The sequence below is a fragment of the Streptomyces virginiae genome, assembly GCF_040638905.1.
In the GTDB taxonomy this organism is placed as follows: domain Bacteria; phylum Actinomycetota; class Actinomycetes; order Streptomycetales; family Streptomycetaceae; genus Streptomyces; species Streptomyces virginiae_B.
The window spans coordinates 271,972-291,905 of sequence record NZ_JBEZYV010000004.1; the positions used below are offsets into that span (position 1 = coordinate 271,972).

The 19,934-nt window shown below is 71.8% G+C and carries 22 protein-coding genes; 13 read left to right on the top strand and 9 right to left on the bottom strand.

Annotated elements, in window-relative coordinates; translation table 11 throughout:
- Window positions 1-18: 18 nt before the first annotated feature.
- The 7 genes from AB0F82_RS09145 (at window position 19) to AB0F82_RS09175 (ending at window position 6,942) form a co-directional block, all read left to right on the top strand.
- Complete coding sequence (locus AB0F82_RS09145) at window positions 19-1,677, top strand: ABC transporter ATP-binding protein (RefSeq protein WP_356811486.1); 1,659 nt, start codon at window positions 19-21, stop codon at window positions 1,675-1,677.
- The gene (locus AB0F82_RS09150) at window positions 1,674-2,789 is read left to right on the top strand and encodes an ABC transporter permease (protein WP_030822807.1); all 1,116 of its coding nucleotides are present in this window, start codon (window positions 1,674-1,676) and stop codon (window positions 2,787-2,789) included. Before AB0F82_RS09145 ends, AB0F82_RS09150 begins: the two co-directional genes overlap by 4 nt.
- Window positions 2,786-4,048, top strand: a complete 1,263-nt coding sequence (locus tag AB0F82_RS09155; RefSeq protein WP_362625203.1) for an ABC transporter permease — start codon at window positions 2,786-2,788, stop codon at window positions 4,046-4,048. The genes AB0F82_RS09150 and AB0F82_RS09155 overlap by 4 nt, the downstream gene beginning before the upstream one ends.
- Entirely contained in the window at window positions 4,045-4,443 is a 399-nt protein-coding gene (locus AB0F82_RS09160) for a cytidine deaminase (protein ID WP_362625205.1), read from the top strand. The genes AB0F82_RS09155 and AB0F82_RS09160 overlap by 4 nt, the downstream gene beginning before the upstream one ends.
- 102 nt (window positions 4,444-4,545) lie before the next feature.
- Window positions 4,546-5,823 (top strand): thymidine phosphorylase, encoded by a 1,278-nt coding sequence (locus AB0F82_RS09165; RefSeq protein ID WP_362625207.1) that lies wholly within the window; start codon window positions 4,546-4,548, stop codon window positions 5,821-5,823.
- A 96-nt stretch (window positions 5,824-5,919) separates the two neighbouring features.
- Window positions 5,920-6,510 (top strand): Uma2 family endonuclease, encoded by a 591-nt coding sequence (locus AB0F82_RS09170; protein WP_362625209.1) that lies wholly within the window; start codon window positions 5,920-5,922, stop codon window positions 6,508-6,510.
- A 96-nt stretch (window positions 6,511-6,606) separates the two neighbouring features.
- On the top strand, window positions 6,607-6,942 hold the full coding sequence (locus AB0F82_RS09175) for an STAS domain-containing protein (protein WP_362625211.1): 336 nt from the start codon (window positions 6,607-6,609) through the stop codon (window positions 6,940-6,942).
- Here the strand turns inward: AB0F82_RS09175 and AB0F82_RS09180 are convergent.
- Entirely contained in the window at window positions 6,829-7,839 is a 1,011-nt protein-coding gene (locus AB0F82_RS09180; protein WP_356811417.1) for a sigma-70 family RNA polymerase sigma factor, read from the bottom strand. The genes AB0F82_RS09175 and AB0F82_RS09180 overlap by 114 nt on opposite strands.
- A 188-nt stretch (window positions 7,840-8,027) precedes the next feature.
- On the opposite strand from AB0F82_RS09180, the gene AB0F82_RS09185 reads away from it, so the two are divergent.
- A complete protein-coding gene (locus tag AB0F82_RS09185) occupies window positions 8,028-9,374 on the top strand; it encodes an MFS transporter (RefSeq protein ID WP_362625213.1) in 1,347 nt (448 codons plus the stop codon).
- 2 nt (window positions 9,375-9,376) lie between these two features.
- Here the strand turns inward: AB0F82_RS09185 and AB0F82_RS09190 are convergent, their stop codons facing one another.
- Window positions 9,377-10,090 (bottom strand): L,D-transpeptidase family protein, encoded by a 714-nt coding sequence (locus AB0F82_RS09190; protein ID WP_362625215.1) that lies wholly within the window; start codon window positions 10,088-10,090, stop codon window positions 9,377-9,379.
- A gap of 89 nt (window positions 10,091-10,179) precedes the next feature.
- Window positions 10,180-11,463 (bottom strand): MFS transporter, encoded by a 1,284-nt coding sequence (locus AB0F82_RS09195; protein ID WP_362625217.1) that lies wholly within the window; start codon window positions 11,461-11,463, stop codon window positions 10,180-10,182.
- A 120-nt stretch (window positions 11,464-11,583) separates the two neighbouring features.
- On the opposite strand from AB0F82_RS09195, the gene AB0F82_RS09200 reads away from it, so the two are divergent.
- Window positions 11,584-12,504, top strand: a complete 921-nt coding sequence (locus tag AB0F82_RS09200; protein ID WP_362625219.1) for a LysR family transcriptional regulator — start codon at window positions 11,584-11,586, stop codon at window positions 12,502-12,504.
- Window positions 12,505-12,597: 93 nt separating this feature from the next.
- Window positions 12,598-13,638 (top strand): hypothetical protein, encoded by a 1,041-nt coding sequence (locus AB0F82_RS09205; protein WP_362625342.1) that lies wholly within the window; start codon window positions 12,598-12,600, stop codon window positions 13,636-13,638.
- A 249-nt stretch (window positions 13,639-13,887) separates the two neighbouring features.
- Here the strand turns inward: AB0F82_RS09205 and AB0F82_RS09210 are convergent, their stop codons facing one another.
- Both AB0F82_RS09210 and AB0F82_RS09215 read right to left on the bottom strand, forming a co-directional pair.
- Complete coding sequence (locus AB0F82_RS09210; RefSeq protein WP_362625221.1) at window positions 13,888-14,256, bottom strand: cupin domain-containing protein; 369 nt, start codon at window positions 14,254-14,256, stop codon at window positions 13,888-13,890.
- A 105-nt stretch (window positions 14,257-14,361) separates the two neighbouring features.
- Complete coding sequence (locus AB0F82_RS09215) at window positions 14,362-15,096, bottom strand: alpha/beta hydrolase (RefSeq protein ID WP_362625223.1); 735 nt, start codon at window positions 15,094-15,096, stop codon at window positions 14,362-14,364.
- Window positions 15,097-15,209: 113 nt separating this feature from the next.
- Between AB0F82_RS09215 and AB0F82_RS09220 the strand changes: the two genes are divergently transcribed.
- The 3 genes from AB0F82_RS09220 to AB0F82_RS09230 all read left to right on the top strand — a co-directional run bounded on the left by AB0F82_RS09220 (window position 15,210) and on the right by AB0F82_RS09230 (window position 17,641).
- Window positions 15,210-16,358, top strand: a complete 1,149-nt coding sequence (locus tag AB0F82_RS09220; protein WP_030663837.1) for an adenosine deaminase — start codon at window positions 15,210-15,212, stop codon at window positions 16,356-16,358.
- A 139-nt stretch (window positions 16,359-16,497) separates the two neighbouring features.
- Window positions 16,498-16,746: a hypothetical protein gene (locus AB0F82_RS09225; RefSeq protein WP_030964396.1), complete on the top strand. Its 249-nt coding sequence runs from the start codon at window positions 16,498-16,500 to the stop codon at window positions 16,744-16,746.
- A 127-nt stretch (window positions 16,747-16,873) separates the two neighbouring features.
- Window positions 16,874-17,641: a hypothetical protein gene (locus tag AB0F82_RS09230; protein ID WP_362625225.1), complete on the top strand. Its 768-nt coding sequence runs from the start codon at window positions 16,874-16,876 to the stop codon at window positions 17,639-17,641.
- Between the two features lie 9 nt (window positions 17,642-17,650).
- Here AB0F82_RS09230 and AB0F82_RS09235 read toward each other — a convergent pair whose 3' ends face one another.
- From AB0F82_RS09235 to AB0F82_RS09250, 4 genes are all read right to left on the bottom strand, one after another.
- Window positions 17,651-17,851, bottom strand: a complete 201-nt coding sequence (locus AB0F82_RS09235) for a PspC domain-containing protein (protein WP_030851215.1) — start codon at window positions 17,849-17,851, stop codon at window positions 17,651-17,653.
- 38 nt (window positions 17,852-17,889) lie between these two features.
- On the bottom strand, window positions 17,890-18,459 hold the full coding sequence (locus tag AB0F82_RS09240) for a VanZ family protein (RefSeq protein WP_436842058.1): 570 nt from the start codon (window positions 18,457-18,459) through the stop codon (window positions 17,890-17,892).
- A 102-nt stretch (window positions 18,460-18,561) separates the two neighbouring features.
- On the bottom strand, window positions 18,562-19,209 hold the full coding sequence (locus AB0F82_RS09245) for a PH domain-containing protein (protein ID WP_356811408.1): 648 nt from the start codon (window positions 19,207-19,209) through the stop codon (window positions 18,562-18,564).
- Between the two features lie 36 nt (window positions 19,210-19,245).
- Window positions 19,246-19,863 carry a class F sortase gene (locus AB0F82_RS09250; RefSeq protein ID WP_362625229.1) on the bottom strand — a complete coding sequence of 206 codons (618 nt, stop codon included), beginning with the start codon at window positions 19,861-19,863 and terminating at the stop codon, window positions 19,246-19,248.
- Window positions 19,864-19,934 lie beyond the last annotated feature (71 nt).

The window sequence follows — 19,934 nt, forward strand, 5'->3', positions numbered from 1 at the left end:
CGCCAAGGAGAGTGCGTCATCAACGCGTCCAGCCCGCCCCCCGCCGTAGAACTGCACGGCATCACAAAGCGCTTCCCCGGCGTCGTCGCCAACAAGGACATCGCGATCACCGTCCGCAAGGGCACGGTCCACGCCCTGATCGGTGAGAACGGCGCCGGCAAGTCGACTCTGATGAAGATCCTCTACGGCATGCAGAAGCCGGACGAGGGCACCATCGCCATCGACGGGGAACAGGTCGCCTTCAACACGCCCGGCGACGCCATCGCCCGTGGCATCGGCATGGTGCACCAGCACTTCATGCTCGCCGACAACCTCACCGTCCTGGAGAACGTCGTTCTCGGCGGCGAGAAGCTGTACGGCATCGGCGCCAAGGCCCGCAAGAAGATCATGGAGATCTCGGACGCGTACGGCCTCGGGGTGCGCCCCGACGCCCTCGTCGAGGACCTCGGCGTCGCCGACCGCCAGCGCGTGGAGATCCTCAAGGTCCTCTACCGCGGCGCGAAGATCCTCATCCTCGACGAGCCGACCGCAGTGCTCGTGCCGCAGGAGGTGGACGCCCTCTTCGACAACCTGCGCGAGCTCAAGTCCGAGGGCCTGACCGTCATCTTCATCTCGCACAAACTGGGCGAGGTGCTGAAGGTCGCCGACGACATCACCGTCATCCGGCGCGGCACCACGGTCGGCACCGCCGACCCGAAGACCGCCACCCCCAAGCAGCTCGCCGAGCTGATGGTCGGTGCGGAGCTGCCCTCGCCCGAGACCCGCGAGTCGACCGTCACGACCGTTCCGATGCTCCAGGTGACCGGGCTGACCGTCGCCGCCGGCGACGCCGTCGTCGCCGAGCCGGAGGTCCTGGTGCCCGCGGCCCCCGCGGACTCCGCGGCCCACGAGAGCGTCGAGGCCGGCCGTCTCCTGCTGGACGACGTCAGCCTCACGATCCACAAGGGCGAGATCCTCGGCATCGCAGGTGTCGAGGGCAACGGCCAGACGGAGCTGATCGAGGCCCTCATGGGCATGATGGCCCCCGACGCGGGCGTCATCACCCTGGACGGCGCGGACATCACCAAGATGTCGGTGCGCAAGCGCCGTGAGGGCGGCATCGGCTACATCCCCGAGGACCGCCACCGCCACGGCCTGCTGCTGGAGTCCCCCCTCTGGGAGAACCGCATCCTCGGCCACGTCACCGAGGCGCCCAACTCCAAGAACGGCATCCTCGACCCGAAGGCGGCCCGCAAGGACACCGAACGGATCGTGCGCGAGTACGACGTGCGCACGCCCGGCATCGACGTCACCGCGGCCTCGCTCTCCGGCGGCAACCAGCAGAAGCTGATCGTCGGCCGCGAGATGAGCCACAACCCGAAGTTCCTCATCGCCGCCCACCCCACGCGCGGTGTGGACGTCGGCGCGCAGGCGCAGATCTGGGACGCGATCCGCGAGGCCCGCCGCGAGGGCCTGGCCGTGCTGCTGATCTCCGCCGACCTGGACGAGCTCATCGGCCTGTCCGACACCCTGCGTGTGATCTACCGCGGCCGCCTGGTCGCCGACGCCGACCCGGCGACCGTCACCCCCGAGGAGCTCGGCACCGCCATGACGGGCGCCGCCTCGGGGCACCTGGAAGCAACCGACAACCACTCCGCCGCTGCCGACGGTGACACGACGGAGGACGAGGCCCGATGAAGAAATTCGACAAGGACCGGCTGCTGCTCGCCATCGCCGGGCCCCTGCTCGCGCTGGTCAGCGCCTTCGTGCTGACCATGATCGTGCTGGCGGCGACGGGCATCAACCCGATCGAGCCGCTGCGCATCATGGTCGAGAACGGTGGCTACGAGGACGTCCAGATCCTCATCGTCAACCAGGCCGGCACCTACTACCTGGCAGCCCTGGCCGTCGCCATCGGCTTCCGGATGAACCTCTTCAACATCGGCGTCGACGGCCAGTACCGCCTCGCCGCGATGATCTCCGCCGTGGTCGGCGGCGCCATCGCGCTGCCCGGCCCGCTGCACATCCTGCTGATCGTGGTCGTCGCGATGCTGACCGGTGCCTTCTGGGCCGGTATCGCGGGTGTCCTCAAGGCCAAGCGCGGCGTGAGCGAGGTCGTCTCGACGATCATGCTCAACGCCATCGCCACGAGCCTCATCGCCTGGCTGATCCTGCCGAAGAACCTCGGCGTGCAGGTGGAGGGCTCCAACGACCTCACCACCGGCGAGATCGCCCAGTCGGGCTGGTTCCCGGCCCTCTCCATGGGGGACTCGGGCGAGATCTACGGCTTCACCTTCATCGCCTTCGCCCTCGGCGTCGTCTACTGGTTCGTGCTCAACCGCACCCGCTTCGGCTTCGACCTGCGCGCCAGCGGCGCGAGCGAGTCCGCCGCCGCGGCCTCCGGTGTCGACTCCAAGAAGATGATCATCACCGCGATGCTCATCTCCGGCGCCGTCGCCGGCCTGTCCGGCATGCCGGTGCTGCTCGGCGAGAGCCACACGTACACCCTCGTCTTCCCCGTGGGTGTCGGCTTCACCGGCATCACCATCGCCCTGCTCGGCCGCAACAGCCCCGTCGGCATCTTCTTCGCCGCCCTCCTGATGGCCTTCATCGACAAGGCGTCCGCCGGCCTCGACACGGCCGGCTACGCCAAGGAGATCGGCACGATCATGAAGGGCCTGATCGTGATCGCGGTGGTCGTCTCGTACGAGCTCATCCGCCGCTACGGCATCCGGCGCCAGCAGCAGAAGGTCGGCGAGGAGCTGGCCGCGGGCCACGCCATGAAGACCGAGAAGGAGGTCGCGGCGTGAGCGCCAGCACCGTTTCCACGAAGAAGGCGGCGCCCGCCCCGGGCGGCCGCAAGAAGCTCACCCTGCCGTGGATCCTGCTGATCATCGCGGGCGGCCTCGCGCTGGTCTCGCTGGTCCGCGTGATCTCCGGCGCCGACGACCTGACCTCCATCGGCCAGGTCTCCGGCGCCCTCTCCCTCGCCGTGCCGATCGGCCTCGCCGGTCTCGGCGGTCTGTGGGCCGAGCGCGCGGGCGTGGTCAACATCGGCCTCGAAGGCATGATGATCCTCGGCACCTGGTTCGGTGCCTGGGCGGGCTACCAGTGGGGCCCGTGGACCGGTGTGCTCGTCGGCATCGCCGGCGGCGCCGTCGGCGGCCTGCTGCACGCGATCATCACGGTCACCTTCAACGTGAACCACATCGTCTCGGGTGTGGCCGTCAACATCCTCGCGCTGGGCTTCACCCAGTACCTCTCGAACTTCACGTTCGCCGAGGCGCCGGGCGGCTCCTCCAAGCAGTCCCCGCAGGTCGAGCCGATCGCCAAGATCACCATTCCGGGGCTCTCGGACTGGATGGCCGACCTCCAGGCCAAGCACTGGTTCTTCGTCTCGGACCTCGCCGGCGTCATCGGCGGCCTGATCACCGAGATCTCGCTGCTGACCATCGTGGCCCTGCTGCTGATCCCCGCCACCTGGTGGGTGCTGTGGCGGACCTCCTTCGGTCTGCGCCTGCGCTCCTGCGGTGAGAACCCGATCGCGGCCGAGTCCCTCGGCGTCAACGTCTACAAGTACAAGTACATCGCCGTGATCGTCTCCGGCGCCCTCGCGGGCCTCGGCGGCGTGTACCTGTCCGAGGTCGCCAGCCCCATCTACCAGGAGGGCCAGACCGGCGGCCGCGGCTACATCGGTCTCGCCGCGATGATCTTCGGTAACTGGATGCCGGGCGGCATGGCCCTGGGCGCGGGCCTGTTCGGCTTCATCGACAGCCTCAAGCTGCGCGGTGGCGCCGAGAACGTCCACGCGATGCTGCTGCTGATCGCGATCCTGCTGGTCATGGTGTGCGTCTGGCAGCTCTACAAGAAGAAGTACATCCAGGCCGGCATCTCGGCGGCCTTCGCCGCGCTGCTGTTCCTCTGGTACGCGCTGACCGACGCGGTGCCGAGCCAGTTCGTCGACGCGGCCCCGTACCTGACCACGCTGCTCGTGCTCGCCCTGTCGGCGCAGCGCCTGCGGATGCCCAAGGCGGACGGCATGCCGTACCGCAAGGGCCAGGGCAAGTGACCGCGGAGCACGCGGTGGACTGGGAAGTGCTGCGGACGCACGCCCGGGAGGCGATGACCCGGGCGTACGCCCCGTACTCGGGCTTCCCGGTCGGGGTCGCCGCCCTCGTGGACGACGGCCGCATCGTGACCGGCTGCAACGTCGAGAACGCCAGCTACGGGCTGGGGCTGTGCGCCGAGTGCGGACTGGTCTCCTCCCTCCAGGCCACGGGCGGCGGCCGCCTCACGCACTTCACGTGCGTGGACGGCAAGGGCGAGATCCTCGTCCCGTGCGGGCGCTGCCGTCAGCTGCTCTACGAGTTCGGCGGCGACGAGATGCTGGTGGAGACCCCGGACGGGGTCCTGCCGCTCGCGGCGATGCTGCCCCAGGCCTTCGGGCCCGACCACCTGAGATAGCCGTGCCGACGGCCCTTCGCCCCTGCCGGGCGGAGGGCCGTCGCACTTCCGTTCCCCGAACCCCTCTCTCCCTCTCTCTATGCGCGTAGAAGGAAGCACCTCATGGACGTCATCTCCGTCATCCGGACCAAGCGGGACCGCGGTGAGCTGAGCCCCGAGCAGATCGACTGGGTCATCGACGCCTACACCCGCGGCGTCGTGGCCGACGAGCAGATGTCCGCGCTGGCGATGGCCATCCTGCTCAACGGCATGAACCGGACCGAGATCGCCCGCTGGACCGCGGCGATGATCGCCTCCGGCGAGCGCATGAACTTCGACGCGCTGTCCCGTCCGACCGCCGACAAGCACTCCACGGGCGGCGTCGGAGACAAGATCACCCTTCCGCTGGCCCCGCTCGTCGCCGCGTGCGGCGCGGCCGTGCCGCAGCTGTCGGGCCGAGGCCTCGGCCACACCGGCGGCACCCTCGACAAGCTGGAGTCCATCCCCGGCTGGCGCGCGCTGCTCTCCAACGACGAGATGATGCACGTCCTCGACACCACCGGCGCGGTCATCTGCGCGGCGGGCGACGGCCTGGCACCGGCCGACAAGAAGCTTTACGCGCTGCGCGACGTCACCGGCACGGTCGAGGCGATCCCGCTCATCGCCTCCTCGATCATGTCGAAGAAGATCGCCGAGGGCACGGGCTCGCTCGTCCTGGACGTCAAGGTCGGCACCGGCGCCTTCATGAAGAACATCGAGGACGCCCGCGAGCTGGCCCGCACCATGGTCGGCCTCGGCACCGACTCGGGCGTCAAGACCGTCGCACTGCTCACCGACATGTCCACCCCGCTCGGCCTGACCGCCGGCAACGCCCTCGAAGTCCGCGAGTCGGTCGAGGTCCTCGCCGGCGGCGGCCCCGCCGACGTCGTCGAGCTGACCATCGCGCTGGCCAAGGAGATGCTGGACGCGGCGGGCATCAAGGACGCCGACCCGGCGAAGGCCCTGGCCGACGGCTCCGCGATGGACCACTGGCGGCGGATGATCGCCGCCCAGGGCGGTGACCCGGACGCGCCCCTCCCGGTGGCCCGCGAGCAGCACGTCGTCACCGCCCCCGAATCAGGCGTCCTGACCCGCCTGGACGCGTACGGCGTCGGCGTCGGCGCGTGGCGCCTCGGCGCGGGCCGCGCCCGCAAGGAGGACCCGGTGCAGGCGGGCGCCGGCATCGAGCTGCACGCGAAGCCGGGCGACACCGTCACGGCCGGCCAGCCGCTGATGACCCTGCACACGGACACCCCCGAGAAGTTCGACTACGCCCTGGCGGCGCTGGAGGGCACCGTCGACATCGCCGCGGCGGGCACGGCCTTCACCGCCACGCCGATCGTCCTGGACCGCATCGCCTGACCTGCGGCTTCCCTTACGGGTGAACGGGACCGGTGGACCCCCGCCGGTCCCGTTCGGCATGCTGGGATCGGTGACGAACCCATTGAGGAGCACACCATGAGCGCACTCACCGTCCAGCAGGAGCCGCGGGGCGGCGACAGCTGGGAGGGCCTCGTCCGCCTCTGGGAGGAGACGGACTGGCCCGAGGGCTGCAGGGTGGAGATCATCGAGGGGATCATCACCGTGGCACCACCGCCCGTCAACCACCACAACTACATCGCCGTCAAGGTGCAGCGCGCTCTGACGCCCGTGCTGCCGGAGGGTTGTGAGATCTACCAGACCCTCAACGTGGCGGTTCCGTCCCGTAGCGGGCTCTTCATTCCGGACCTGGTCGTCGCCCCCGAGGAGGTGGTCCTGGAGGACGCCAACTACGTGCCGGGGGCCGCCGCCGAATTCGTCGTCGAGATCACCTCGAAGTCGAACGCGGTCAACGACCGCGTCGCCAAGCTCCACGGTTATGCCACCGCCGGTATCCCGCTGTATCTGCTCATCGATCCGCACGCGACCGGAGAACCCGCGATCCACCTGTACGGCGAGCCCGCGAACGGTACGTACCGCCTGCTGTGGTCGGGCAAGTTCGGCGAGACCCTCAAGCTTCCGGAGCCCTTCGCCGTGGCGATCGACACCTCCGCCTTCCCCCGCCCCTGAACCCGGAGCACCGGCAGGGCCCCGCCCGGTCGTGGTGCACCCCGTCACTGTCCGGCCGTGCCGATGAGTTCCGGCGGGCCCGGGAGTCATCACCTCGTGGAGACCACCCGACTCGTGCTGCCCGGACCCGACCCGACCGCGCGTGACGCCGTACTGCTGTGCGCGCGCCTGGCCCGCCTGTACGAGGACGGGGCGCGCGCGGTGGTGTGCGACGCGCGCGCCGTCACCGAACCGGGGCTGGCCCATGTGGAGGCGCTGGCACGGATGCGGCTGACGGCGAGGGGACGGCCGCTGCGGGTGATCGGTGCCGGGGACGGGCTACGCGCCCTGCTGGACCTCGTAGGACTCGTCGAGCTGCTCGGGGAGGCCGAAGAGCGGGAACCACCGGGCCGTGTCCAGGAAGGCGTTGAGGCCGACGATCCTGCCCCCTGAGACCTCCAGCACCTGCAGCGCCCAGGGGGTGTGCCCGGGCCCGCCGTCTTCGCGCGGGCGGTACTGGCCGAAGGCCGGCATGCCGTTCGCGGTCGTCGGGACGAGGCGGGAACCCTTGCAGCCGATGCCCTGGTTGAGGTGCCACGCCGCGATGTCCGCCTTGCCCTGCAGCCACAGGTCGAACGGAGGCATGGACAGGACGGCGTCCTCGTGCAGGAGCGTCGTGAGGCGCGAGATGTCGTAGGACTCGAAGGCGGAGAGGTACTGCTCCAGCAGCTTCGCCTGCTCCGCGTTCAACGGGTCGGCCGACTCGCTCTCGCGCAGCCGCTGCCCGGCGAGCGTGGCCCGCGCCCGCTGGAGCGCGCTGTTCACCGACGCCACCGTGGTGTCCAGCAGCTGTGCGACCTCGTCCGCCTTCCAGGCCAGTACCTCGCGCAGGATGAGCACCGCGCGCTGTTTGGCCGGCAGGTGCTGGAGCGCCGCGACGAAGGCGAGCCGTACGGATTCCTTCGCCAGCGCCGTCTCCGCCGGGTCCGCGGTCTGCGGCAGCACCCGGCCGTCGGGGACGGGCTCCAGCCAGGTCACCTCGGGCCGCTGGTTGAGCACGGCGGAGGACTGGTGCTGCGGGGCGGTCAGGTCCATGGGGCGGGCCCGCTTGTTCCCGGCGTTCAGCAGGTCCAGGCAGACGTTGGTGGCGATCCGGTAGAGCCACGACCGCAGCGAGGAGCGGCCCTCGAACTTGTCGTGGCTGCGCCAGGCGCGGATGTAGGTGTCCTGCACGGCGTCCTCGGCGTCGAAGGCGGAACCGAGCATCCGGTAGCAGTAGCCGGTGAGCTCGACCCGGTACCGGTCCATCGCCGCATCGAGGTCGCCGCTCGTGGTCGCGAGGTCGCTCATGTCGGTCCATCCCCCTGACGTTCGTGGCTACTTCGGAACCTACCGGAGGGGTCTGACAACGGCAGCCCGAAGCCCGGAGCGACCCAGGTCTATCGACGTCAAGTATCTTGACGTCAAGATTTATGTGGTGCAGGCTTCCCCTGTATCTCGATGTCGAGATACTTCGACGGCGGGCGGGGAGGCCTGGAATGCGGCGCGGCGCGGAGATCCGGAAGGAACGGCGGCGGGGCGAACGGGAACCCGGCCTGCTGGCGCAGTTGCGACGGCCGCCCGGGGGCCGCGACGCGCGGATCATGCTCCTCGCCCAGCTCCTGGACCGCGCCGGCACCGGCGTCTGGGCCGCGGCCTGCGTCCTCTACTTCACCTTCGTCGTCGGACTCGACGCCGGGCAGCTCGGCATCCTGCTGGGCGCGTCCGGCGTGGCGGGCATCGCCGGATCGCCCCTGGCGGGCCACCTCGCCGACCGCTTCCCGGTGCGCTCCCTGCTGATCGGTGCCCACCTGCTGCGCCTGCTCACGCTCTGCCTGCTGCTCGTGGTCACCGACTTCGCGCTGCTGCTGCCCGTGGTGGCCGTCACCCACCTGGGAGACCGGGCGGCCAAGACCCTGGAGATGCTCTTCGCCACACGGGTCGCGGGCGAGCGGCGCGCCACCTACCAAGCGCTGTCGCGCAGTTCGGCGAACGCCGGCTACGCGCTCGGGGCGGGCCTGGCCGCCATCGGCCTCGCCGTCGGCACCCGGGGCGCCTACCACGTGCTCATCCTGGCCAACGCGCTGTCGTTCCTCGTGGCCGCCGCCCTGGTCCGGCGCACCCGGGAACCGCGCGGCCGCGGACTCGTCGCCGCGTCCGCCGCGTCCGCCGCGTCCGCCGCCCCGGCGGAGGGCCCCGCCGCCGCGGCCGGCGGACCGGGTCCCTGGCGGGACCGCGGCTACCTCCGCTTCGTCCTGCTGGACATCCCGATGAACCTCGACGACTCGATCCTGGGCATCGGCATCCCGCTGTGGCTGGTCGGCCACACCACGGCGCCGCACGAGCTGATCCCGGCCTTCCTGGTCGTCAACACCGTGCTCGTCGTCGTCCTACAGCTGCGCGTCTCCGCGAAGGTCCGGGGCCCCCGCCAGGCGGCGGGCGCCGTCGCCCTGTACGGGCTGACCACGCTGCTGTGCTGCGTCCTGCTGGCCGCCTCCACCGGCGGCGGCGTCTGGACCGCCTCGGCCGCCCTGCTCGCCGCGGCGGTGCTGGCCACCGCGGCCGAGCTGATGCGCTCGGTGAGCTCCTGGGAGCTCGCCGTCTGCCTCGCGCCCCCGGAGGCGCGCGCCTCGTACCTCGGCGTGGCAGGCATGGCCCAGTCCGTCCAGAAGTCCGCCGGACCGCTGCTGCTCACCGGCGCGGTGATGGCGGCCGGCCCGGCCGGGTGGATCGCCCTCGGAGCGGCGGTGGCGGGCCTCACCCTCGTACAACGCCGCGCCAGCCTGGGGCGGTTGGACCTCCTGGCCGGGACACCCGCCCCGGCCGCGGCCCCCGCATCCGCCTGAGGCTACGTGCCCGGCTTGCGTCCGTACACGTAGACGTCCTCACCCTTCCCGAGCAGGTTCCAGTACGCCTCGGCGTCGGCGGCCCGCATGTTCACGCAGCCGCCCGAACCGGGCGGGTTCCACATGCTCTTGGCCGTCGAGTGGAAGGCGATGCCGCCGTCGAAGAACTGCGCGTACGGCATCGATACGTTGTAGAGCGTCGACCAGTGGTCGATGCTGCGGTGCGAGATCTTCTTCAGGCCGGTCCGGGTCTCCGTACCGTCCTTGCCGGTGCGCACCGGGACGGGGCCGTACGTCAGGGCGGCGCCGTCCTGGATCCAGCTCAGCTGCCGCGTCAGGTCCACGCAGGCGATCCGCCCCCGGTTCACCGGGCACTCACCGGCCCTGTTCGGGGCACTGCCGGCGGCCCGCTGGGCCAGCATCGTGCTCATCACCTGCCAGGTCAGCGGCCCGGCGTAGCCCTGGGCCGGGCTGATCGCGTGCTTCGTCTGGAACGCCCTGACGGCGGTGCAGTCCGCCGCCGACTGCCTGCCGTCCACGGGCCGCCCCAGGAACTGCTCGACCTGGCGCTGGTACGGCCCGGTGGACCGGTTGCAGGAGGCGGCCTCTGCCGTACCGCCCCCCGCGACCGCCACCAGCGGCAGCGCCAGCGCCGCCGCCCCGCCCCACACCGCCGCCCGCCGACCCGCTCGCCCGCGTGTCCTTCGCGTCCCCATCCGGTCCTCCCCTGCTCACCGCACTGCGTTCTCCGTGTTGAATGCCCGGAAAACGAGCAGGGGTTGCCTCCGATGGAAGCGAAGTCCCGTCAGCGCGCGCCTGCCGCGGAAGCCGGTACGCGCCGCTGCGCGCGGGCCGCGTGGGTCCCGTACAGGGTGATCGACACGACGCCGAGCACCGCGAGCAGCGCGATGCCGACCGTGGCCGCCCAGCCGGCCTCGTGGTAGGCCAGGGCGCCGAGGGTGCCGCCCGCGCTGGAGCCGAGGTAGTACGCCGACTGGTAGAGCGCGGAGGCCTGCGCCCGGCCCGTCTTCGCCGTCCGGCTCACCGCGGCCGAGGCCACCGCGTGCCCCGCGAAGAAGCCCGCCGTGATCAGGACCAGTCCCAGCACGACCGTCACCAGGGAGTCCGACAGCGACAGCAGCAGCCCCAGCGCCGTGGTGGTCACGGCCAGGTACAGCGCGCCGCGCCGTCCGGTACGGGCCACCAGCTTGCCGGCGGCCGCGGAGGACACCGTACCGACCAGGTAGATCAGGAAGATCGAGCCGATCACGCCCTGGCCGAGCGAGAACGGCTCGTCCACCAGGCGGTAGCCGATCACGGTGTAGACCGCTCCGAAGACCGTCATGAACAGCGCGCCGATCCCGTACAGCCGCAGCAGCAGCGGGTCGCGCAGGTGGCCGGCGACGGTACGGCCCACCGCGCGCGGGTTCAGCGACGCGGGGCGGAAGAACCGTGCGCGCGGCAGCAGCACCAGGAAGGTCACCGCGCAGACCAGCGCCATCACGGCGACGGCCGCCAGGCCCGTCCGCCAGCCTCCCGACTGCGCCGCCCAGCCGGTGACGAGGCGGCCGCTCATCCCGCCGATGGAGTTCCCCGCAACGAACAGGCCGATCGCGGCCACCAGGGCCCGGGGCCGCACCTCCTCCGCCAGGTACGCCATCGCGGAGGCCGGAATTCCGGCGATCGCCGCACCCTGCACGGCGCGCAGCACCACCAGCCACTCCAGGTTCGGCGCGAAGGGGACGAGGAGCGCCACGCCGACGGCGACCGCCATCGACCAGGTCATCGTCCGGGTGCGGCCGAACCGCTCGGACAGGGCGCTCAGCGGCAGGACGAACAGCGCGAGGGCGCCGGTCGCCGCGGACACCGTCCAGCTGGCCTGACCCGCCGTCACCCCGAGGTCGTCGGAGATCGCGGGCAGCAGCGCCTGGGTGGAGTAGAGGAGGGCGAAGGTCGCGAGTCCCGCGGCGAAGAGCGCGAGGCTCATCCGGCGGTAACCGGGGCGGCCGGGGGAGTGGGCTTCCGGTGCGGGGGACGACGCGGTAGAGGCACCCGGGATGACAGGTGCCCCGGTATGAACGGGAGGCATGCCTTCGACGGTAGGCCGGTGTTTTTCATGCGTCCAATGCACAGAATCGCGATAATCGATCCACTGCAGCATCAGCCGAGGTCAGGACTGCGGATGTCGACGAACCGTTACGTAGAAGACATGGCAGTGACAACTCTGCTCGCTCCCCGGCTGGCGCATTTCGTCGCGGTCGCCCGGCACGAGCACGTCACCCGGGCCGCCCAGGAGCTGGGCGTACCGCAGTCCACGCTGTCCCGGGCCATGGTCCGCCTCGAACAGGACCTGGGCGTCTCGCTGTTCGCCCGCAAAGGCCGCACCGTCGCCCTCACCACGGCGGGCCGCACCTTCCTGGCCTCCGCCGAACAGGCGCTGGACGGCATCGCCCGCGCCGCCGAGTCCGTCCAGCAGGACGCCGACCCGGCCTACGGCAAGGTCGCCTTCGGCTTCCTGCACACCCTCGGCCCCGAGACCGTACCCGGCCTCATCCGCGCCTTCCGCGCCGACCACCCGCGCGTGCGCTTCTCCCTGGTCCAGAACTACGGCGAGGCCATGCTGGAGAAGCTGCGCGCCGGCGAACTCGACCTCTGCCTCACCTCGCCGCTCCCGGACGCCCCCGACCTCGTCGCCCGCCGCCTCGACGAACAGCGCCTGCGGCTGGTCGTCCCCGACGACCACCGCCTCGCCGGCCGCAAGCGCATCCGCCTCGCCGAGGCCGCGGAGGAAACCTTCGTCACCCTGGAGGCCGGCTACGGCCTGCGCCGCATCACCGACGACCTGTGCGCGGAAGCCGGCTTCACCCCGCGCGTCGCCTTCGAGGGCGAGGAGGCCGAGACCCTGCGCGGCCTGGTCGCCGCCGGCCTCGGCGTGGCCCTGCTGCCGCCCCCCGCCGTGGCACGGCCCGGGGTGGTCGAGCTGACGGTCACCGCCCCGCGCGCCCTCCGGGAGATCGGCGTCGCCTGGCTCGACGGCCACCCCGACACCCCGCCGGTCGCCGAGTTCAAACGCTTCCTGATCTCCCGCCGCGGCCGCCTCATCCCGGACCTGGAACCCCCCGTGGCGTGAGCCTGGCCCGCCCCGCCCGAAAACCGGTGGCCCCCTCCACCGCCCGGCCCGGACAATTCCGGGGTCGCCGGTCGAGGGGGAGCTTGTTTGGACGTGTTCGTGTGCGCCGGCTGCGGTGCGGAACTGACGGCGCCGGTCGCCCGGGTCGCCCTCCCCGACCACACCTACTTCGGGGCGTGGGAGCAGTTGCACCCCCCGCTGATGCAGTCGGGGACGTACGCCGTCGACCCCCTGCCGACCGGACAGCCCTGGCGGCTCTGGGACGAGGTGGGGGACGAACCGGCGGCCCGGCAGGGGATCTACGCACCGGTGCACTCCGTGTCGTTCGGGCCGCGGGGCAGGATCGTCATCGCACCCGGTGACTCCCGGGGCATGGCCTTCATCCCCGAGAAGTGCGACGGGTACTGCATGGGCGTGGACGGCCGGGACGGCCCCAACCTCGCCTGCACGGGCTGCGGGAGCGCGGTCGCGACCCGACTGGACGACTGCGGGCTGTGGCAGGCGGTGTGGCTGGAGCCCGACGCCGTGCGGCGCGCGCCCTCGGGCCTGCCGGCCGTCCCGGTCCCCGCCTGGGACGAGCTGGATCTGGAGTCGTACGCCGTGGCACCCGTCGAACTCGACGGTTCCTGGAGCTTCCGCTGGGAGGCCGCGGTCACCGTGGCGCTCGCGCACCTGGTGGTGGCCTGCGACGCCCGCCCGGTGGCGCTGGCGGGTCCCCTCGCCGATCTGCTCGGCGACGCCGTCGCCGGCTACATGCCCGCCGGGCCCCCCACCATGACCCTCGGCCTGGCCGGGCCGGGGAGGCCCCCGCTCCGGCCCGGCCCCGACGTCCTCCTCGTCCCGCGTTATCCGTTCACGGGGGAGGCGTGGCGGCCCCCGGACGGAACGGCCCCCGTCGTCCCCCTGGACATCGGGATATGGGCGTACCTCGCCCTCCCCGGGGAGACCTCGCCGGCACCGGCGACCGGCAGACTGCCGGAAGGGGTCCTGCGCGACGACTATCCGCTGCCGCTCCACCCCTGGCGGCCCTTCCTGCCCCACCCCTACGCCTTCGCGCACACCCTGGCAAGGCTGCCCGCAATCCGCAGGCCCGCGCTGCGCGCGTACCGCGACAGGTTCTGCGGGCCCCGCTAGGGCGAGTCGGCAGAGTTCCGCTGCTCGTGGCGTCCGGCTGCCCCGGCCGCCGCCGCGATGCCGGAGCGGCACAGTGGCGACGGGCGTGAAGGGGGAACATGATCGCGCCGGGCCGTCCGTGCCATCCGGCAGAGAGGGGGCGGAGCGGCGGGCGCGGACGGACCGGCACGACCACCGGAGCCCACCGCGACCACCGGGGCCCACCGAGACCACATCGGCCGCCGCGCCACGGGGTCCCCGGCCGAGCCGTCAGCCGGAGGGCTTCGCGTAGTCGGAGAAGCCGGTCCAGTCCAGCGTCACGCAGGGCTCGTCGCCCACCACCCAGGCGTTGTGCCCCGGGTGCACGCGCATGTAGTCGCCGGGACCGAACTCGGCACTCTCCCCGTCGTCCATGACGATCTTCATCCGGCCGCTCACGACGTACCCGGTGTGGTCGGCCCGGCAGCTTTCCGTCCCGGCCAGCGGCTTGATGTGCTCCGACCACTTCCAGCCCGGCTGGAAGACGGCCCGGCCGACGGCCCCGTCCCCCGTGTCCACCAGGTCCAGCCTGCCCATGCCGCCGACGAACGGTCTGCTCTCGTCCGGCTCGTCGAAGTTCCTGCGGTCCATCGCTGCCATGGCCGATCGCCTCCGGGGGAGGAGCGGGCACCCCGAGTCCACTTCTCACGGTACGCCGCGCGGGCCGCCTCGCGACCCCGTCCCGGCCGTGGCTCCGCCCCGCCCTCACCCCCGTAGCGACCTCCCGAAGCCCGAGGCCAGCGGCATCCTCAGGCCCAGCGGAGGCGGGGCGGCCAGGGCGTCCGTGACGGGGCGCGAGTACCGGCCCGAGAAGACAGCCCCCAGCACGAAGTCCACGCCCAGCGCCACCACTTCCGCCTGGTGCTCGCGCAGCCCGTGGCCGTCCGAGTGCACCTCGAACCGGCACGTCGAGCGGTTCGCCTTCTTCGCCCGTTCCGCCAGCCGGAAGGAGACCTCCGGGTCGCTGCGCGCGTCGTTGGTGCCGTGCACGATCAACACCTGCCGTCCCGACAGGTGTTTCACCGGTTCAGGGGAGTCGGCAGGCGTCCCGCCCTCCAGGCAAGGAGCCAGTGCCAGAACCGAGTTGACGGCCCCGTGCCCCGCCGCCCGCAGCGCGGCCAGTCCTCCCGCGTCGTAGCCGGCCAGGCACACCGGCACGTCCCCGTACCGCCGTACCGCCTCGTCGGCCGCCCACCGCGCCTGCTCCTCCCGCGAGGACTCCCCGCCGTGGACGACGGCGTGCGTGACCAGGCCGTCCCCACCGCCGGCCCGGGCCAGTGCCCGCGCGAGCGGCCGCAGGGGGCCGGGGGAGAATCTGGACGCCCCGGGTAGCAGGAGCACCACCCCGTTGACCGGGCTTTCCGTCGGACCCGAGCCGGTTCTCGCGCCGGCCGCCCGCCCCAGGCGGGCCCCGCGCGCCGGCGGCGCATGCTGTGCCATGGCGGAACAGTCTCAGACCTTCGGGTGTACGCCATCCGTCCGCGCGGTCTCTGTTACATATCGACGCCCGCCGGGGACACGACGCTCTACGCGCGTAGGAGTAGAGTGCGCAGATGACGAGCGAGACCCCCAACCTGCCGACCCCGGATCAGATCCGTCGTTCCCCGAAGGTGCTCCTGCACGATCACCTCGACGGTGGACTGCGTCCCGGGACCATCATCGAGCTGGCCCGCGAGGTCGGCTACGAGAACCTCCCCGAGACCGACGCCGACAAGCTCGGCATCTGGTTCCGCGAGGCCGCCGACTCCGGCTCCCTCCCGCGCTACCTGGAGACGTTCGCCCACACCTGCGCGGTCATGCAGACGAAGGCGGCCCTCTTCCGCGTCGCCGCCGAGTGCGCCGAGGACCTGGCCGAGGACGGCGTCGTGTACGCCGAGATCCGCTACGCCCCCGAGCAGCACCTCGAAGCCGGCCTGACCCTCGAAGAGGTCGTGGAGGCCGTGAACGACGGCTTCCGCGAGGGCGAGCGCCGTGCCAAGGCCAACGGCCACCGCATCCGCGTCGGCGCCCTGCTGACCGCGATGCGTCACGCGGCCCGCGCTCTGGAGATCGCCGAGCTGGCCAACCGCTACCGCGACAACGGCGTGGTCGGCTTCGACATCGCCGGCGCCGAGGCCGGGTTCCCTCCCACCCGCCACCTCGACGCCTTCGAGTACCTCAAGCGCGAGAACAACCACTTCACGATCCACGCCGGTGAGGCCTTCGGCCTCCCGTCGATCTGGCAGGCCCTGCAGTGGTGCGGTGCCGACCGCCTCGGCCACGGCGTGAAGATCATCGACGACATCGAGGTCGCCGAGGACGGCTCGGTCACGCTGGGCCGCCTGGCCAGCTACGTCCGGGACAAGCGCATCCCCCTGGAGATGTGCCCGACCTCGAACCTGCAGACGGCCGCGGCCGCCTCGTACGCCGAGCACCCGATCGGCCTGCTGCGGAAGCTGCACTTCAGGCTCACGGTCAACACCGACAACCGCCTGATGAGCGGCACCAGCATGAGCCGCGAGTTCGAGCACCTGGTGGACACCTTCGGCTACACCCTCGACGACATGCAGTGGTTCACCGTCAATGCGATGAAGTCCGCGTTCATTCCTTTCGATGAACGACTGGCCATGATCAACGAGGTCATCAAGCCCGGTTATGCGGAGCTGAAGTCGGAGTGGCTGTTCCGGCAGACTGCTTCCACCAGCGGATCCGTCTCGGCGTAGGCCATGGCATGACGTACTGAAAGCGCCCGGGAGAGGCAATTTCCGGGCGCTTTCTCGTATTAAAGGATGTTTGCGGGCCGGGGTTTGAAGTGACTAGTTTGCGGAGCCGCTCAATTCCCCGTCGCAAGGAATACCTTTCATGAAGCAGTCAGCTGCCAAGTTCCTCGGCGCCGCCGCCGTCGGTGCCGCCCTCGCCGCCGTCGCCGCCGGCACCGCCTCCGCCGCCGTTCCCGCCATCGGCATCACCGACGCGCTGGGTACCGCCACCGGCGCGCTCGAGGGCGTCACCAGCCAGCAGCAGATGAAGGCCGAAGAGGGACAGCCGAGCGACCCCACCGCCGCGGTCACCGGTCTGCTGGGCCCGGTCACCGGTGCCCTCAACGGCTGACGTCGGCGCGACGCGAACGCACGCACGGCGGTCGCACGCCTCTTCGACGAGGTGTGTGTGCCGCCGTGCGGTGTGCCACGATCCCCACCAACTGCCCGCCGACGCACTGGGTATGAGGTTCTCGGTCATGCACATGAAGGCACGAGCGACGCTGGTCGCGCTGGTCCCCGCCCTGCTGTTCGCGGCGGTGGGGTGCAGCAGTACGGAGGCCCCCGCGACGGGCAGGTCCCCCGATCCCAAGAGCTCCGAGGGCACCGCCGGCGGCGCGCCCGGCGCCCCCGCGGCGTCCCCGGACCCGGCGGGATCGGCCACGCCGAAGGCCGGTGGCACCAAGCTGGAGCGGTCCGCGCTCGCCCAGGGCGACCTGCCCGGCTATCAGATCTCCGCCCAGGGGAAGAATCCCAACGCCCCGGACGGTCAGCCGCAGGCCGACAAGAAGGCCTGCCAGCCGCTGGCGGACATCATGGGCGACAAGCCGGACCCCGCCGCGCGCGAGACCGTCAACCGGGGCATCGGATCCCAGAAGCAGATGGGGCTCGCGGTCTCCGCGTCCGTCAGCTCCTACTCCGAGAGCGACGCCAAGGCACTGGTCTCCCGGCTCAAGGCCGCCGTCGCCGCCTGCGGTACGGGCTTCTCGGCCACGGTCGACAAGCAGACCGGCAGCTACCGCGAGATCCGCGCCGCCGACTACCGCACGAGCGGCGACGAGAGCGTCAGCTGGACCACGACCGCGGCCGGCCAGGGCGTCTCGGCACAGGTCCACCTGGTCGTCGTACGCGAGGGGGACACCGTCGTGCGGCTGATGGCCCTCAATGTGGCGGCGGCCCAGCAGAAGACCCAGGTGCCGCAGGAAGTGACCGACAAGCAGCTGGAGAAGGTCCGCAAGGCCGGCTGAGCGGCCCCACTACCAGGCGGTCGAGGCGGACTTCTCGTTCGGCAGCAGCACCCACAGCGCGATGTAGATCAGGAACTGCGGGCCGGGCAGCAGGCACGAGACGGCGAATATGGCGCGCATCGTGTTCGCGGACATTCCGAAACGCCGTGCGAGTCCGGCGCAGACTCCGCCGATCCAACGGCCGTCACGGGGGCGGACCAGGGCGCTCATGAGGTTCTCCTTCGTCGGGACCGCTTTCTTGCGATGGCTCAATACTCCCGCTGGACCGCGGACAGAACGTCGGTCCAGGGGCCGAGCCCGACCCTGGAAATCCTCGGGGTGTCCCCCTGATAAACGGCATGTGAGCGGCGCAGCCGGGCCCGCAGCGCCGGTACGACGGCCGCGTGCGCGATCAGTACGCCGAGGGTGTTCAGCAGCACCGAGTCCACGTCGACGACCTGGCCCGGGACCCCGCTCTGGAGCATCTCGATGCTCAGCGAGACCAGCGCGCCCGCGGCCGCGGTCCGCACCAGGGAGGACCACGCGGCCAGCCGCGACAGCCGGAGCCGTCCGCTGGCCAGCGGCACCAGCACCCCCAGCGGGGCCAGCAGCGCCAGCCCCTCCCCGATCCGCCGCGCGGCCTCCAGCGGCCCGAGGGCGAGGTCGGCCCGGATCCCCTCCAACGGGGTCAGATTGCCGGCGGCGGACCAGGGGACGTCGAGGGGCAGCAGGGTCAGCCAGCCGACGACCACGAGATGGGCGGCGAGCAGGACCCCGGCCAGGAGTCGGAGACGGAGGGGGATCGCGGTGGCGCCGGCGGTGCTGCCGTCGGCCTCAATACGCTGCACACCTGCGAGGACGCACCACCTGGCAGCCCCGGTTCCGCCTCGCTGGTGTGGCAGCGGGCACGGATCCCCGGAGTGTCCTGGTCCCGGGCCCGCTCAGCGGGTGGCGAGCAGGACGATCAGCAGCAGCGCGCCGGCCACGGCGGGCGCGATGATCTCGTACGACCACTGCACGCGCACGCTGCCCCGGGCGCCGGCCCGCTCGGCCCCGCGCTCGGCCATCCGCTGGAGCTCGTCGACGATCCGGTCCGCACTGGCCCGCATCGGCTCGGCCTGGACCTGGGCCTTCTCGCCGGGCGGCCGCCCCGCGGACCGCTCCTCCCGGTCGCGCAGCCCCTCGTGGCGAAGGCGCTGGCGGTTGGCCTTCTTCCGCTCGCGCAGCGAGACGGGCACGGACCACAGCTGGTACTTCGAACCCTCGGCCAGCACCTCCGCCGAGTAACCGGACCGCACCGCGTCCACGGCGGCCCACGGCAGCTCGATGATCCGGAAGGGGTTCCGCACGCGCATCCGGTCGTCGTTGGCGAAGACGGCCGGGCGGATCGTGAACGCCACGATCAGCGGTACGACGCACAGCGCCACCGCCAGCGCGATCCAGGGGGTGTTGCCGGAGCCGCGCACCACGGCGTCCCCGCAGAGCCACGCCGTCAGCGCGAGCAGCAGTACCCCCGATACGACGCCCATGGAGGAGCGGTAGACCCGGTCGTCGTAGACCGGTTCATCGGTCGGCTGCTGGCTGCTCATGGGGTCGATTCTGCCCCACTGCGCCGCGGGGGTGTATCAGCGCACGAGATCGGCGTACAGGATGCTGTTGTCGGGGCGGCGGCCGTCCGTGATCTCGCCGCCGCAGGTGATGACGCGCAGCTCCGGACGGGTGGTGTCGCCGTACACCTTGGCGGTCGGGAACCGGTCCTTGGCGACCTGCTCCAGCTCGCGGACGCGGAAGACGGCGGCGCTGCCGTCGGCGCGCGAGACCGTGATCTCCTCGCCGGTGCGGACGCGCGAGACGTCCTTGAGCACGGCCGGGCCGCGGGCGGTGTCGAAGTGGCCGATCAGCACGGCGGGTCCGGTCTCGCCGGGCGTGACGCCCTTCGTGTACCAGCCGATCTTGTCGCCGTCCGCCACGGAGGGGACCTCGACGGTGCCGTCGGCGGCCGGCCCCAGCCTCAGCACCGGTGAGGCGTCCACCCCGGCTGCGGGGATCGACACGCGCACGGGCTCGGAGGCGGGCAGCGGGGCGGCCGGGGCGGGGGCCGCGGGGGCGGTCGCGGGCATGACGGCGGGCGGGGCGGCGCCCGCGGGCGGGGGCGTGTGGGAACGGGCCGCGCCGCAGCCGGTCAGGGCGGCGCAGAGCAGGGCGGCGGCGAGCAGCGGGCGCGGACGTACGCGGTGGGCCATGGGGCGCTCCGGGAAACGGGTCCGGCGGACCACCGTTCGGTGGTCCGCCGGAAGGAGGGACGAGGTGCTCA